The organism is Candidatus Poribacteria bacterium, from assembly GCA_009839745.1.
GTDB lineage: Bacteria > Poribacteria > WGA-4E > WGA-4E > WGA-3G > WGA-3G.
In genome coordinates this window covers 1-16132 of sequence record VXPE01000033.1, presented here as the reverse complement: position 1 = coordinate 16132, position 16132 = coordinate 1, and the positions used below count along the sequence as shown (strand labels likewise).

Here is a 16132-nt window from a genome sequence, read left to right as displayed (position 1 = left end):
ACTACTTTCTATCTTTAAGCGTAAAAGTCACAGGTATTTGAACTTGCAGACTGATGGGTTTTCCAGCCTTCGTAGCCGGGCGAAAAGTGCTCTTCCGCAACATCGCAATCGCCGCCTCCTCAAATCCAAATCCAATATCTGTAAGTGCTACAATATCCGTCGGAACGCCATTCTCATCAATAGTTACCTGTAAAAGCACTTCGCCTTCTTTGCCTGCCTTTGATGCAGCCTCTGGATATTTCTTCTCTGCCAGGAACTTGACCTGCGGTTTAATGACACCCGGCTCGCTCTTAAAATTCACACTATCCAATCCAAGGGCTGCATCCGGAGCCGTGGTATTCAGCTTGTCAATCAGTGTTGTTGCCTCACGCTGTATCTCAAATGCCGGTGCCTTTGTATCGGGTTCAACAGTCGTTGTGGGCTTTACAAAACCGCGATTGACCTCTATAAAATTTGGTCCCTCATCGGTGGGTGTGGTGAGGTCCCCTGTCGTCTCAAGGCCCTGATGGATTGCAAATGCATCATTCGATAAAGGCTGGTCAGTGAAAGTCTTCACGGGGCGTTGGACACGGACTTGCTGCGGATCCTGTCTTGCCTCCTTAAACTTCGGGACTTCCCTACGTATGAACCGGCGTTTGGTTTTTACGTCTTCGGTGACGATACTGATGTCGAACGTCTCTTGTTCAAATTCAATCCGATCCGCGATATAGAAGACACCAATGATGATCGCTATGAGGGCATGAAACACCATCGCGACGCCAAACGCCGCGGAACTGCGTCCGACGTGTATTTGTGTAATAGGATGTTTTGGCAGGTTCGTTTGTGCCGTAGAAATGCCGTGCTGCTGGCTTTCATCAAGCGAAACTTTTTTTAAGGCAACAAAACGTTTCGGTTTTTTACGCGCGGCGCGGCGCTCCTGCATCTGAGTGATTATACCGGAACTTCTGTTACTCATCTGTTTTCCTCCTATAAAGAAAGAGTGAATTGTCTCGGGCTCAGCACACTGTTCGCTCGTGTTTCCTATGTTAAGAGGTCGGCTAAAGTGAGTTTAAAAAAATACCCAATAATTATTCACAACTCATGGGTCCTATTTTAGCATAAACATGCTTTATATTTTAACACAATTTCAATTTTGTGTCAAGGCAGTCTCGTTTCTCGGATTATGGATTCCACCAATAGGTCATCTTCGCCACAACTGTCGAATCCAATAAACGAGATCGCGTAGTGCCGTTCGTATCATACGTTTGATTGAAAACGAAGTAGAAATCACTTCCTGAGCGATAAATGTAGTTGATGAGGAAATTGGTAGACATAACATTCGTATCGGTATTCCACTGGGCAAATAGTTTCGCGAAGAGGCCCGTCGTGAAGGAATAGTCTACTCTCCCTCTGAAAAGATTGACGTAAACCGGGCGGGGCTCCCCGTCCGTAAAATACATTTCCGGGAGATCCACTACCTGATTGAACTGATATTGTGCGCTCAGGCTTAGGTGCCCATTCGGCTTGAAGGTCGTTTGTATATACGCTCTACGAACTTCGCCGGTATAGAAATCTTCAATACCGCCGCCGAGCGTTGTACTGATCGGACGGCTATCACTGCTGGAGAGCCGGACGTGATATGAATTAGACGAGTAGTCGCCTATTGGAATCTCCACGCCATCCCTGAAATCGAAAACATCGTTCAGACGTTCAAAGGTGCGTTTCCCGTTAAAAAGGATATAGTCTCCGGAGTCAAATTCAAACCAGTTCGTGTAGGAAATGTCCCACTCTTCCAATTCGTTGTTGTGATTGAGAATGTAGTTAACCTCTGGACCCGTCCAAATTTGTCGGATTCCGAATCTTTGCGGCATAGGGACCCAGCGCACCTCACCGCGAAAGTGACGAATGCCGGTCCGTCTCACATATCCGACTGCAGGATTGAAACCCTCAGCAATGTCGGTATATGAACCTTCCAGACGAAACCGATTGCTCCGCCAGTTGGAACCGAGATACCATGCATTATTTTGTCCAGAGAGGCCCGGTTCAAACGTGCGAGACCACATACCTCGGACATCCATACTGTCGTTGGGACGGTATTCAAAGTCAAAACCACCGGCGCGATTGTAGTCGCCAATTTCATCTTTATTGACAGCGATCATACCGATACGCGAACCCGAGGCAATGTCCCTCGTAATTCGCATCACAGAGTAATTGGTCCGCGGAACGTCAAGTGGATCATCTTCCGTATTGGCATCGTGGAATTCATCTGTTAGGACGTTAAGGAACCCTACGCCGTAGGAACCGACTTTACCACTCGCTTTGCCACCGAAGATAATCGGGATCGCGTTGCCTTCAGCAAGTCCAATACGGCGGCTGTAGAAAAGGAGCATCGGGGGCGGACGCCGATAACTACTCCGCGGTATCCCAAAATCGAAAAGTCCTGCACCCTCCAAAAAGAACGGACGCTTCTCAGGGAAAAAGAGACTAAATCGGGTCAAGTTCACCTGTTCTTCGTCGGCTTCAACTTGCGCAAAGTCGGTGTTATAGGTGACATCGGCAGTGAGATTTGATGTGATGCCGTATTTGACATCGACACCCATCTTGAATTTTCCGTCCGTTTCAAGGCCCGCGTCATTTTCATTAATTTGGGTCACACCCGGAAGGATATACGGAAGCACCTCTAAGTTCCGAGAGGGGGCAACGTCTGAGATACCGACAAGTCTCCCAAGGTTAGCAGTTCGATACTTCGCCATGCCACCATAGGACGCTGGAACAGGGACCCATATCACCTCTTCTTGATTTCGGGCGAGTTCGCGACCGGTGTTCATCCCCCATACGATCTGATCGCTCTGCTTGAAACGCAGTTGACTAAATGGGATACTCAGTTCGGAAGTCCAATACGTGTCGTTGATTTTCGATTTACATTCTACAACAGCGTCCCAATCCCTGTTGAGCGTGTCACCACTGTTCGTTACAGCCCTGTCCTGTATCGCACCGAGAGCGTTCATACGGAAAAAGAAACCGCTCCGTTTGTCATCATACGTGTCCAATATCAAAAACACGGTGTCGTTTTCGTGCAGGTCGCGGGAATCTCGGCGCATCTCATTGGCGACAAGTTTCGATATCTCTGAATCGAAACAGGTAAAACCGAAGTAGATATTCTCGGTGTCATAGAGGATCCGAACCTCCATAGGTTGGGAGCTGACTTCGCCTTCATAGGGTTCAATCTGTACAAACTCGTCAATCGATTCGGCGTGTTGCCAATCATCTTCCGTTAAATCACCGTCAATCTCAATACTCTCGTAAGTCCGGTGTGCCTTGATCTGGTAATCGTGTGATTCAGCGTGTCCGTTTGCACCAACGGCGTTCAATAGGAGAATAAGGAATAGCGGAACCATAATTCTTTGGAATTTCAGTGAAGAAGATAGATAGTCGTCCAAAAAACGTCGCCTCCTTGCAAAAAAAGTTGTTGATTTGTTTGTGTGTATGTGCTATACTATACATATCTACAAGGTTGAGATGTTACAACTTTGGCAACCTGGTTTCCATTGATCTCAACCGCCCTTTGTAACGGGTGGTGTAGATTGTAGGTGACTCAGGCCCTGCAATCGAAAAGGATATAAGCCATTTACGACACAACACAAACCTTGAAATACAGGGTGTCCAAGCTAAATATATCCAAGTTTTGACGCTACACATGGTAGCCAAAAGTATCGGTCGTATCCGAGAGGTTCAAGGATATTTCCGTAGCGAGCCAGATGATCCGCTCCGCATGTTTGTAGCATGTGTTGCCCAAGCTTGACTTGGGAATCTTCCCAAAGAGGAAGAAAGAGGTGCTTACTGGGTATCATTGCACCTGGCAGTTACCCAGCTCAGCCAAAAGAACCAACAGAGAGGAATCTCTCTGCTTTAGCTGAGAGAGGGGTCAATTATTAAAGACGTATAAAAAGGCGAATTGGCATATATAAATTTCAACTGGACAGGTTTATCAGAATTCCAACGTTATTGCCAGGAATGGAATGATCGGCAATTGCGAAATAGGTTCCTCTTTTGTAAAATTCGGACTGTAGCGAACTTCAAGGATGTTGCTGCGGTTATAAATGTTCCATATCTCAAGTGCCAACCCTAATTCCCAACCTTTATCCTCTAAACCGCCTAACAAACCAAATCGGAGACTCACGTCTAACCGGTGATACGGCGCGGTGCGCGTCCATTCTCCGTAAAGCGGGCGCCATTTTTTTTCCTTCGTCCGAAAGTTCGTAAAAGGGACACGGCCTACTAAAGGGGCATAGAGGACCCCGCTCTGGTATTGCCACTTCCCGCTTATATCAAATGCGTCGATGAGGGGCACTGAGAGAAGGAGGTCTGGCGGGGCACTGTAACGCATCGCGACGGTTAGCACATGCGGACTATTGTAAGTGTAAAACCGATGAAATTTTTCGGAAAAATCGCGGCGTTTGGAAACCGTGTAAGCATACGCCACCCACCCATCAAAGGAGTCGGAAATTTTCTGTTCAAAAGAAACTTCAAACCCACGCACAAATCCTGCCTGACCGTTCTGATACTGCTTTTCATCTTTATTGTAAATAATCAGGTCTCGCAGTGTTTTGTAATAGCCAGCGATGTTCACTTGCGCACCGAAGGGGAGCGTCTGTCTCAACTCAAGGATGTAATGCGTCGCAAGACTCTGTTCGAGAGACGTGTTTGCGGGGACACCCAGCACAAATTGATCAAATCGTGGATTTTGCGCATAACGTCCATAGCTGAGGTATAGGAATGCCTCCCAAGGCAGACGATAACGGAGTTGGGCACGTGGCTGAAGGGATAGGTTATCCGTGAGATTGAAGTAACTCGCTCGCATGCCGAAGGTGCCTAAAACGTCGGAGGTGAACAGGTGCTGACGAGCCTGGAGATACCCCTCTAAACGATGAAGGTTTCGGGTTTCGATGACATTAACTGTTTCCAGTTTATGCCGAATTCGGAATTCATAGTCAGGATCGCCTTCTTCAGGGCGACGCGCACCCTCACTAATAACCGTTGAAGGAGTATTTGAAACCAAGTAGCCGAATTCTACAACTTCATCGGTATTCTCTGAGGAGGTGGTATAACTGAAATCATTTCGAAGTGCGTAGACAGAGGCAGCCGTCCGGTAGTAGTATCCTTCACCAAAAGCGAGTTCATTTTCTGTAAACGAACGTGTAAATGACAGGATAGATCTAAATTGGGGCAATAACCGGGAATAAAAGTGGATCCCTTGGACATCAAAAGGGTTTTCGGAGCTTAAAGGGCCCCGGAGATCGCTATTGTGGACTTCATTTGATCCCAATCGGAATTCGGATGCGTCATACGCTGTGACGGCATTCAGCACCATTCCATGCGTTTCGTTGAGTTTATAAACACCCTTTAACTGATAACTCCAAAAACGTGGCACCTCTCGAACCAGATCCTCAAGTGCCACCAATCTCGATGCCAATTCAAAAAAGGGTTCCAGATAACTGAGTCTACCGAAAGCATACCAATAACCTTCCCCGGGTAACGCCCTATTTTCTAAGAATTCCTGGTCGGTACTCACAGGTTTTTCGCCTGTTTCGTCCGCATCTCTGCCGAATACCTCAGCATCGTCGAGCAGGATATTCTTGGAAAAATCAAAAAAAGATTTTTTGTCCGTTTCCTTCGGAGCCTTGGCTGCCGGTTTCTCTTGAAAAGATAAAGCACCGCTGAGAAAGCCTTCAGAATAGATAAAACTCGGTTTTAGCATGCCATCCAGCCACCCTAAAGCCTCCAGTTTTTGGGGGTGGGAATGGATATCAATCACTGCCTGTGAGTCCGCTCCAAATTCAGCACCAAACCCACCCGGATGCACATCAACCTTTTCAATGACCTCGGAACTCACGACCGAAACGATACCGAGCAGATGATAAGGGTATCCTAACGGCAATCGATCGAAGTAGTAAACGTTATCCCCCGGTGCACCGCCTCTTATCGAAAGGACTCCCATGAAATCGTTAACTGTCCCGACGCTCGGAAGTCGGGCTATCCCGCGAATCGGATCGCCACCACTGCCTGTCATGCGTCTGAGCAGGTCTCCACGCAGTGTATATTGAGGTCTTGTTTTCAATCGCTCCGTTTCGACTGTTATCGCTTCCATTGTGACAACAGGTTGTGAGGCTTCATCCTTTTCCGCGTCTGACGCCGGCGCGTCACCTCCATTAGTTTGACCGAAGGCACTCAACGGTAGTATGAGAATTAGAAGGATTAATATCCGTTTCAGGTTTTTGGTCTCCTCGGCAAACGCCTAAAATTCCGCTGTGATCCCCAAATAAGGAATGATAGGCAATTGATTCACATCTTCGCGTTCTGTGTAGTTCTCGCTATAGCTGTAATCGAGCAAATTCTTTCGGTTATAGGCATTTAGGAGTTCCAAGAAGGCTCCGAGTTTCCAATTTCCAAATTGGTAGGTTTTACTGACACGCAGGTCGAGTCTGTGATACGGAGGCAATCGATCGGAGTTGGTTTCCGCATAAATGGGGACATAAATAGGTTCTCCGTTTCTCGGATCAAATTGGAGGGTTGCGTCTTCAACAGGGGTATAGGGGTTGCCGGTCCGGTACTGCCACTTCGCACCAATCTCCCACGTAGAGGTCAAGTTGTAACTCGCAGCGAGCGTAGCGACGTGCGTCTGATCAAATGAATAGAGGCGATACGGTTCATCAGGACGGTCGCGCCGTTTAGAGAGCGCGTATGCGTAGGAAACCCATCCAAAAAATCGGTCGCCGCGACGATGGCGCAGGAAAATCTCTGTGCCTTGCGCATAACCGGCACCTTGATTGAGATAAGCCGCTTCTTCGTCCGCAGTTACTAAGTCGGCAAGGTTTTTGTAATAGGCTGCCATTTTAATTTCTGTATCTTGTGAAATTTGCCGTTTGAGTTCAAGAATGTAATGACTTGCCTGACTCGACTTCAAGGCAGGGTTACCAATGCTAGAGGAGAGCTGTGGCGGTATCGGAGTTTGATTGTAAATTCCGTAGGCAAATTGGAATTCCGACCTGTTGGGAAGTTCCACAAGCACACTGCCGCGCGGTTGGATAGATAGTTGATTAATGCGATTGAAATAGTCAAATCGCACTCCAAACACAACTGACAGAAACGGCAGCACTGTATATCTGTCTTGCAAATAGGCTTCAGCGCGATACCCTCGCACATACTCGTCTAAGTCGACTTTTTCTTCGAACCGAATGTCGTAGTCAGCTTCACCTTCATCAGGGATCCGAGTGAACGTGCCAGAGACCTGTCCGGGTTCAAATCCAAGGATTAACCCAGACTCGAGGCGGTGTTTCGCATTTAATTCATAAATAATATCTTCGCGAAGTACATAGTCTGGCGCATCAATTTCAAGCGACAGTGATGCACCGAAATTAACGTCAAATAGGAATTTTGAACGGGTCAATGATAAGTAAGAGGTAAGTCGCTCTGTCAAGAAGGAACGGAGATGGATCCCGCCTCCCTCAAAACCGCTTTCAAAACTCGTGTTTCCTTGAAAATCTTCGTCTACATTTTCACCGTCCAACTTCAGCGCGAACCGGTCGCCGGAAGCAAAAAGATTAAAAAAGAATTGATGCTTGTCGTTGAAGTCGTAACCCGTCTTCAACTGATAATCCCAGAAACGCGGAAAGGCAGTGATTGCTCCCGTCTCAAATGACAGGGATCCGATGAAAAGATCAATGTAACTCCTACGTCCCGCCGCATACCAATAGCCTTTTTCGCCGAACCTGCCTTGAAGCAACCCCTCCGAAAAGAGAAGATTGAGATTAAATTTTCCGCGTAAATCTGCTGGACTGCTGTCCTGTGAATAGATATCAATCACGGCTTGAGAATCCACACCATACTCCGCACCGTAGCCGCCAGCGTAGACATCAATCCGATCGATAATTTCGGAACTCAAGGATGAAACGAGCCCACCAAAGTGATACGGGTAACCCACGGGTACCCGGTCGAAATAGTAGAGGTTATCCTCATCGGAACCACCGCGGATATACAGGGCACCGCTAAAATCGTTGGCGACACCAATGCCGGGAATCGCTGGAAGCGCGCGAAGGGCATCACCGGCTGTGCCAGGCAGACGTGTAATTTCCTGTGACTGAATGCTTTTTTTACTGACGGTCTTCGGGGCACTTTCGCCGGTTACCTCGACCCCTTCAAGACGATACTGTGTTGTTTCGACATAGATTTCAGGTGACAGTGTTTCTTCTGCCTTAACAATAATGGGCGTGCGTTGCAACAACTCAGTATCGGGCACCGTGGTAATTAAAGTATAGGTTCCTGTGGGGATATCACTAAAAACGAACGTCCCATTTTCATCAGTTGTCTGGCGTGTGTCGATTTCAACGATGAGAACTTCTGCCCCTGCTAATGCCGCTTTCGTGCTGTTGTTATAGACAGTGCCTTGAATTGATCCTGTTTCGGAAAAGGCGACTGCGGGAATCCAAAATACCATAAGTAGGCAAAAAAGGGTCTTCATGAAAATTGGCAACTCCTATCCGTGTGAGAAAATTGTCTATGATATATTTAACGTAAGTCTAATTTAAGAGTTTACAGCATGTGAGCAGGGAGATCAGTTGCTTCTATTCGATAAAAAGAGAAGGAGAAAACAGAACGTGCGAACGTTATGTAGGTCGTCCCTTGCACCGTGCTTGAGTGTTTTTTGATGTTCTTATGCGAAATTCACGTTGTTCTATAAAAGTATACAATTTTTCTTTTCAGAATTGCCAAAGAAATGTGGGATTTTTGTAGTAAAATAGGACTTACGCATGATGCGATAAATCACATCACTACAAACAGAAGAAACTTTGAGGGATACCATTTTTCAAAAGGAGCCTGGTTCGTAGTAGCGCAACAGCGCAAGTCGCGTGTGGACTTGCGGGACAATGCGCTTTGCGTAAGTCCTGTAAAATCTGCAATGATTTGGACATTCCGGCGCGAGGTAAGATCGGACTGTCACCCTCTGAAATGTTCATATAGTTTTGGATTTTACTATGGATATTTGGAAGGGCGAGCATCTAACCCTAAATGCTCGTGAAGGGCGGGCAGCGGTGCCCGCCTTTCGTGTTTTGAGGTTAGCGCGCAACCGAGTCAGAACCGAGATTTTCCTGAATCCATGCGCGAAGCGGCACATCCTTTTCACTGGGAGATGTAAAGCCGTGCCCACCTGTGCTTTTACCCAAAATCTGTTGGCGAATTGGGTCGGAACGATCCATATAGTGTTCCACCGTCATGTCATCGCGTGGCTGCAGCCAGCGGTAACTGTAGCCGTAAAACAGGACTTTCCGAGTGATGTCGGAACTATTCCGTCCTGCAGCATGCCAGAGCCTGCGATCGAAAAAGACGGCTGTTCCCGGTTTGGCAAATACAGATATCGCACCTTCGGGATCCGCAGTAGGATCATCGGGCATTTCTAATGTATTCGATTTCTGACTACCCGGTACTACAGAGAAATTGCCGCGTCCCGGCACGGATGTATCGGTGAGGAAAAATGCTACCTTCAACGATATCCGCGGTCGCGGCTCACCCTCCAATTCAAAATTGAGCCTGCCGCTGTCTTGGTGCCAACCGAGGCGTTGGAATTTATCGCGCTCTTCTATTGGCAGCGGCGGTAGCACAATCAGATGTGAATGGTAGAGTTTGATGTTCCACCCCAAAATTCCCCAGACTTTCGGAAAGGTCGTGGGCCAATCAAGCAGCTCGATGAAACTATCGTCTCTGCCGACAAAATCGAGGAGGTTGAAACGCGCATCGGACGGGAGCTCATTTTTCCCCAGATGCGCTGCCCCGACTCGGTCAACAGCGGCGACCAACTTATCAACCATCTCCTGTGGGATGGCATCCTCAACCGCAAAGAAACCGTTGTCTTCAAATTGCTGTTTTTCTGTTTCGGTCAAACAGTGTTCCAAACATAGCGGGTTCATTGTCTCTCCTTATAGAAGCGACTTCAGGTCGCGATGCTTTAGTTTGCAAAAGTTTACACTGAATTCAAATTTTGGTCAATACTTATCCACAAGGTAAAATTAAAAAACCGACTCTACTTGTTTTGCTCGCGCGATTGCACACCATCTCCGCCAGAAATTCACGCTGGCACTAAAAAGAAATCCAACCCCAAGAATACCTGCTGTCACAGCACCCACTACCAACTCAGGCTTCGCCACAATACCGTAGATCGCGCCTCCGATGAGCAGGACGGCAATAAAGGCATCTTTCAGACTGTTCTTTTGAGCCCGTTTTTGAAGGAGCCGTAGGTTGCTTAACTTCCGTTGCTTTACATAGTCCGCAAGGGGTTCCACAGGAATATGCACCGACTCGGTAACCTGTTCAGGTGGCACGTCGGACACACACCGAAAACCAATGTTCCCGGCGGCATAGTCTGGTGGGGCATGCAAGCGATTGGCACACCGAAAATAGCGTTCCGCCGTGCCATCACGCACTTCTAACCAGGACCCACCACGCAAGGCTTTGTGTTTATCGTCCATCCCTTGTTTAAGCGGTTTTGAATCAGAATAAGGTTGATACCAATCCGCAGTCCATTCCCAGACATTTCCTGCCACCTCACCGACACCGTAAGGGCTGACTGTCGCAGGACGAACGCCTACAGGCGTGAGGTGTGCTGTCAGAATCTGTAAAGTTTCTGCTGGCGTTTCTGTAGATGCAGATTCATCAGCAACGAAAATATTGCCCCACGGATAAATCCGTCCATCGGGACCGCGACAGGCTTTCTCCCATTCCGCTTCTGTCGGTAACCGCTTGCCTGCCCATTCTGCATACGCCTTGCTATCATGCCAGCTGACGTGGACAACCGGAAGATTTGCCGCTTCAGGTGAGAAGTTCCCATTTGTCCAATGTGGCGGTGGGGGATGACTTGTTTCCTTTACAAAAGCCGCATACGCTGCGTTGGTCACCGGATACTGCTCAATGAGGTATGCGCCGAGAAAACGGACATGCATCGGAGCTTCATCAAGTTTGGCATGCTCTGAGTTGGCTAAAGCAGTCCCATAGAAGGGTTCAATATCAGTGCCCATGATGAACGCCCCCTGTGGAATAAGTTTTAAATTTCCCTTTCTTTTAATTTTCCTTGCGGTTCGGTAAGGCGGGTTTAGATATTGGCGGGCCTTTCCGTATATCCGCCCTCCATTTCATTACGGGCTACGATTTCGTTGCTATTTCTGATTTTTCTTCATCTAAAATTCCACGCCGCGGTTGCATACTTGGTCTCAACCAAGGTTTCCGCCTGTGTCCATTCCATCGAAGACAATTTTCCTACATTAAACGCAATTCCGACTTCAAATGTTTCAAAAACGGCTTGGATGAGTGCGTCTCTCGTTATAGAGCGTCCATCTATGTTGATCGCTGTCGATTTTTCGCGAACGCTCTGTTGAACCTCCGGATCCTTTGAAACACGCGTGAGGATAAACGGAGGCGGCATATCTAATGAGATATACCCTTGAAACATCATCCCGTTCCGATTCCGTCTCACAGAAACGCCTGCTAATTTCTTGTCGTCGGACATAACATCGTGTTCAGCAGGATTCGTCAAACAGATATTCGTCTCTGCCTCGTAGGTCCGGTCTCTAACCGCACGACAGGGATCGCTACCTACAGCATAACACTGCGTGGGGACACCGAGTGTCTGAAATGCGTTGACGAGCGATTGCCCAATGCCTCCATACGCCTCGGAAATACCCATCTCTGCCGCGGTTCGTGGAAGAATGAGCGTATACGTCAATTCCCATCCATGCACGACTGTCCCGCCGCCCGTCATCCGTTTCACCAGTTCGATGCCGTCTGCGTGGCACGCCGCCACGTCAACTTCTGACGCAATATCCTGAAAATAGCCGAAACTGAAAGCCGGGGACGACCATTCATAAAACCTCAGCGTCGGGTTCGGTCGTGCCTGCTGCGCCAGCAGAATCGCCTCGTCAATCGCCATATTCATCGCAGCGGGGTTTGCCGCCATATTCAGGAGCCGTCCGATTGTTTCCATTAGGACACTGATACGCGGCACACCTCAGTTGTATGTGCGTCGCAATACCAGAAATACCCATCCCAGTAAGTCATTCCGTGCGGTTCAGGATGCGGTTCCGGTATCTCAATTTTGTTCAGATGGCTGCCGTCTTCGGGATTGAGATGGAAGATGGCGCGATGGTTCGTCTCAACGCACCAGAGATCGTCGCCTATCCATGCGATACCGTGCGGTCGAACACCGGGCGCAGGGAGCGTGTGAATCACTTTGAACCCGTCTTCGACATCCACCTGATAGATAGTCGCAGAGGGGGGCACTGCTATCCAGAGTTTATTGTCCCGCCACTCTAAGCCGTGGGCACCCGTTTCACCTGCACCCGGCGTGTCATAAGAAGCGAGTGTTTTACCACTTTCTGGATCCGTTGAAAGGATTTCGCAACTGTAGGTGGATGCCAACCAGAGCGTGTCCCCCGTATCCGTGATACCGCTCCCTCTATCGGAACCGGTAGCGAGCGTCTTTTTCACATCCCCCTCATAGGAGACGAGATGCACTTCATTGGTCTGTTGATCGAGAATCCAGAGACCGTCTTCAGTGGCTTGCATTCCGTTGGGTTGTGGGCCCGGGGTATTAAAAACTGTTTCGATTGTCGGCATGAGAAACCTCCATATATTCAATTTGGTTTAGGGTTGATCTTGTTCATTCAATTCACGGGCGTAATCAAGATAGGCGCGAATCTGCATCGCTTTGAGATCTGGGAATTTACCTGATTTATGAAATAGCTGTAATTTCTATCAAAGATTCACCGGATTGTAAAAGGGAAAAGACTTTTTGGAAATTCTGTTGCAGAATCTCACGCATTTGAGCATTTGATGTATTGCCACAAGTTACCCAAACGACCTGTGGTGGGGGCCCTAATTGATTTAACAAGTGAACAAAGTCTTGATCTTTGGTTATTACAACTGCGTTTGCCTCGCGCGCTGCGAAAAAGATGCTTCTATCGTTAGCCTCTTGGAGCCCGAGCCATTCAAGCGAAAAAACTTGCACCCCAAATGTTTCATGGAGCCAAGGGGCGAGGGCCGGAGAAAGCTGCACATCGATCCAAAACTTCATGCGGCAATTACAGGATGATTAATTTTTCGTGAGGCGAATTGGAGACACGCAACAATGTCTTCGTATTCCAGCAGTGGCATTTCATCAAGGATTTCTTGAAAAGAAAGTCCAGCGGCCAGCAAATCTAAGACATCTGTTACCCGAATCCGCATCCCTCGGATACAGGGACGTCCACCGCATTGCTCCGGATTAAAAGTTATTCTGTTCATGGCGTGTATCTCCTTTTTACCATAATTATAATGCATCTGTTGAGAAAATTTCAACCAAATTTAACCTTGATGTATAATGCTATCAAAGATATTTCTATTTCATAATTATGCATATTATGTTATTTTATGCATAATTTGCATATTTTTGGTATATTATGTTATAATTTGGAATGTTATGAGGTTTTTTTAAGGAATCCTTATGCCCACACTTGATTTCAAAGGTAAACAGTTCATTTACGGACACCACCTCACCGTTCCGATCAGCACTATAGAGATAGATGCAGATAAATCCTCTACTGGCGAAAACGATCCATCCCTCAATGATAACCTCATTATTCACAGCGACAACCTGCACGCCCTGAAGGCACTCCTCCCAAAATACGCTGGCAAAATCAAGTGCATCTATATCGATCCTCCCTATAATACCGGCAACGAAGGTTGGGTCTACAACGACAACGTCAACAGTCCCTTAATGCAAGCCTGGTTGGAAAAACACAGTCCGATTGATAATGAGGACTTGGAACGTCACGATAAATGGTTGTGTATGATGTGGCCCCGACTCCATTTATTGCATGAATTGCTATCTGACGACGGTGTAATTTTCGTCTCTATTGATGATAATGAACAACATCGCTTACGGATGCTGATGGATGAGGTTTTTGATGAAGATAATTTTGTGGCGAACCTTATCTGGCGAAAAAAAGCAGGCGGTGGACAGGACACTGAATACTATGCACGTGAACATGAGTATATTTTATGTTATCGGAAAAGTGATGCCTACACTATCAAATTCAGAACCTCACTAAGAACTGAGTCTGAATTTCCTAAAGTCAAAAACGGCCGGAAGTGTAAATTTCTAAAATTGGAAAAATGGGGATCTAATGCCTATCGAGAAGACAGACCAACAATGTTTTATTCAATCCAGGCACCAGACGGAACTGATTTTTTCCCAAAAGCTCCAGATGGGAGAAATGGAAATTGGCGAACACGCCCAATGGCTTTAGATCAAGATCATATCCATTGGGAAAAGAGGAAGGAACTTTGGACTCCCTACGAAGTTATCTATTTTGACGAAATGAAAAATAAAGGTAAGGTGGTCAAGGAACGGACTATCTATTATGACTTGGCAACAACGACTGATGCTACTAATGAACAAAAAGCAATCTTCGGCGAAAAAGTTTTGGATACTAGCAAACCTCTTGATTTAACTAAAGTTTGGACACTATTTGTCAGGTTTACGCCCATTTTTTCAACACACCTGTGATTTTTCTCAAAGTGCCTCACTGAAACGCAACTCACAGAAAATAAACGCGGAGGCATCAAAGGTGAGCCCCAGCGGGGCGGCCTGTGTGTAGAAACCGTGTATCCCCGCAAGGTCTAAGCCCCAGCGGGGCGACAGGTGTATCCTCTAAAAATTGTCCAAAGCTTAGTTGATTTAATCAAAAGGCTCGTTTTACTGTCAACAACTTCTGATTCACTGATTCTTGACTCTTTTGCTGGCACCGGGACCACTGCCCACGCTGTCCTCGCACTCAATAAAGAAGATAGCGGTAACCGAAAGTTTATCCTCATGGAATGCGAAGACTACACCGATACCATCACCGCTGAACGCGTCCGACGCGTCATCAACAATCACAGAACAGGAAGATTACTGCTTCGGCGAAACCGACGACCTCCGATTCTATCTTATCTATGAACCCACACTACAATTTCTGGAAAGCAATAGGTCTGCATTAGATGGAGAACGTGCCGATCAGATTGCCAAAGCCTGCAAAGAGACCGGCAAAAAGGCTTACGTCTATGCCCCGCAGAAATTCATCAGTCAGAAAGAGTTGACAGACATGGGCATCACTTTCTGCCAACTCCCCTATAACATCCATCGCATTGCAGATGCGTAGAGAGCGATTTGCATTGTTCATATTTGACTTGACTGGGCTGTAAATTCATGCTATACTTCTCATATCATTTTTTTAAGGAGGATGGAAGAGATGACACGAAACTATACCGCTGTTATCCAAAAAAGCGAAGGTTGGTGGATCGGCTGGATACAGGAAGTCAACGGGGTTAACTGTCAAGAGCGGACTCGGAAAGAGTTGTTGGTTAGCCTTAAAAGCGGGCTTGAAGATATTTTGGAACTTAACCGAGAGGAGGCAATTCGTCGGACAGAGGGTGAGTCTTTTGAGGAAATTACGATCGCAGTATGAAACGACGAGCGTTAATTCAACACCTCAAAAGGCACGGCTGTTATTTCATTCGTGAAGGCGGTAACCACTCGATATAGGGACGTTCAGAGGATGAGATCAAGACTGCCATTCCTCGACACACTGAGATTACGAATCGCCTAGCGAAGGACATCTGTAAACAATTACGGATCCCACCTCCATAGCCAGGCTGACTTTACACGAGTGGAGATTTCCCCGCATTGTATCGGCATAAGAATGGAGGAAAAGTCATGAATGCGAAAAATCGGCGGAACGTTTTTATCGCCCATGGACATGACCAGCAAGCTATAACAACTGTTGCTAAGTTCGTAGAGACATTAGGTTTAGATGTTGGTTCCTCAAAGTCGATAGAACACGGCATTCGACTTCGCCCGACACAGGAGGTGATGTCCCAAACCCAATAGCATTTCAAAGACCTTTCGGCGTGCGAAAGCACTATCGAAGATGATAAGCCCCCGAGAGAGTTTTGAAGCGATACGTGTCAGAACGGCATCGCCTTTATCGCGAACCGTCTGCGGAACAATGAGTTTCACCCACACCGGAAAAAGCAACCATTGGGTAGGCGTAGCACATAAGAGACCCAAAGCCCCAAACTCATGTCCGTA

At 47.3% G+C, this 16132-nt stretch carries 14 protein-coding genes and 1 pseudogene; 4 read left to right on the top strand and 11 right to left on the bottom strand.

The genetic code is table 11. The annotated features are described in order from the left end of the window. Window position 1 precedes the first annotated feature (1 nt). The 10 genes from F4X88_04540 to F4X88_04495 all read right to left on the bottom strand — a co-directional run bounded on the left by F4X88_04540 (window position 2) and on the right by F4X88_04495 (window position 13305). Window positions 2-955, bottom strand: a complete 954-nt coding sequence (locus tag F4X88_04540; GenBank protein MYA55544.1) for an energy transducer TonB — start codon at window positions 953-955, stop codon at window positions 2-4. 205 nt (window positions 956-1160) lie between these two features. Beyond that, a complete protein-coding gene (locus F4X88_04535) occupies window positions 1161-3377 on the bottom strand; it encodes a carbohydrate binding family 9 domain-containing protein (GenBank protein ID MYA55543.1) in 2217 nt (738 codons plus the stop codon). Window positions 3378-3967: 590 nt separating this feature from the next. Further along, window positions 3968-6127, bottom strand: coding sequence for a TonB-dependent receptor plug domain-containing protein (locus F4X88_04530; protein ID MYA55542.1), 2160 nt, complete (start codon window positions 6125-6127; stop codon window positions 3968-3970). A 147-nt stretch (window positions 6128-6274) separates the two neighbouring features. After that, a complete protein-coding gene (locus F4X88_04525; GenBank protein MYA55541.1) occupies window positions 6275-8497 on the bottom strand; it encodes a TonB-dependent receptor in 2223 nt (740 codons plus the stop codon). Window positions 8498-9092: 595 nt separating this feature from the next. Then, window positions 9093-9941, bottom strand: coding sequence for a phytanoyl-CoA dioxygenase family protein (locus tag F4X88_04520; GenBank protein MYA55540.1), 849 nt, complete (start codon window positions 9939-9941; stop codon window positions 9093-9095). A gap of 99 nt (window positions 9942-10040) precedes the next feature. Further along, entirely contained in the window at window positions 10041-11045 is a 1005-nt protein-coding gene (locus F4X88_04515; protein MYA55539.1) for a formylglycine-generating enzyme family protein, read from the bottom strand. Window positions 11046-11200: 155 nt separating this feature from the next. Beyond that, window positions 11201-12007, bottom strand: a complete 807-nt coding sequence (locus tag F4X88_04510; GenBank protein ID MYA55538.1) for a lipoate--protein ligase family protein — start codon at window positions 12005-12007, stop codon at window positions 11201-11203. After that, a complete protein-coding gene (locus F4X88_04505) occupies window positions 12007-12639 on the bottom strand; it encodes a hypothetical protein (GenBank protein MYA55537.1) in 633 nt (210 codons plus the stop codon). The genes F4X88_04510 and F4X88_04505 overlap by 1 nt, the downstream gene beginning before the upstream one ends. A 115-nt stretch (window positions 12640-12754) precedes the next feature. Beyond that, on the bottom strand, window positions 12755-13096 hold the full coding sequence (locus F4X88_04500; GenBank protein MYA55536.1) for a hypothetical protein: 342 nt from the start codon (window positions 13094-13096) through the stop codon (window positions 12755-12757). Continuing rightward, window positions 13093-13305 carry a DUF433 domain-containing protein gene (locus tag F4X88_04495; protein ID MYA55535.1) on the bottom strand — a complete coding sequence of 71 codons (213 nt, stop codon included), beginning with the start codon at window positions 13303-13305 and terminating at the stop codon, window positions 13093-13095. Before F4X88_04495 ends, F4X88_04500 begins: the two co-directional genes overlap by 4 nt. A gap of 199 nt (window positions 13306-13504) precedes the next feature. Between F4X88_04495 and F4X88_04490 the strand changes: the two genes are divergently transcribed. Both F4X88_04490 and F4X88_04485 read left to right on the top strand, forming a co-directional pair. Then, a complete protein-coding gene (locus F4X88_04490) occupies window positions 13505-14569 on the top strand; it encodes a site-specific DNA-methyltransferase (protein ID MYA55534.1) in 1065 nt (354 codons plus the stop codon). 135 nt (window positions 14570-14704) lie between these two features. Further along, window positions 14705-15001 (top strand): site-specific DNA-methyltransferase, encoded by a 297-nt coding sequence (locus F4X88_04485; GenBank protein MYA55533.1) that lies wholly within the window; start codon window positions 14705-14707, stop codon window positions 14999-15001. A gap of 37 nt (window positions 15002-15038) precedes the next feature. On the opposite strand, the gene F4X88_04480 is transcribed toward F4X88_04485, so the two are convergent. Next, on the bottom strand, window positions 15039-15224 hold the full coding sequence (locus F4X88_04480; GenBank protein ID MYA55532.1) for a hypothetical protein: 186 nt from the start codon (window positions 15222-15224) through the stop codon (window positions 15039-15041). A gap of 69 nt (window positions 15225-15293) precedes the next feature. Here F4X88_04480 and F4X88_04475 point away from each other — a divergent pair, with 69 nt between their 5' ends. Both F4X88_04475 and F4X88_04470 read left to right on the top strand, forming a co-directional pair. Continuing rightward, window positions 15294-15509 carry a type II toxin-antitoxin system HicB family antitoxin gene (locus tag F4X88_04475; protein ID MYA55531.1) on the top strand — a complete coding sequence of 72 codons (216 nt, stop codon included), beginning with the start codon at window positions 15294-15296 and terminating at the stop codon, window positions 15507-15509. Next, window positions 15506-15691, top strand: a pseudogene (locus tag F4X88_04470) (type II toxin-antitoxin system HicA family toxin). Before F4X88_04475 ends, F4X88_04470 begins: the two are co-directional and overlap by 4 nt. Window positions 15692-16132 lie beyond the last annotated feature (441 nt).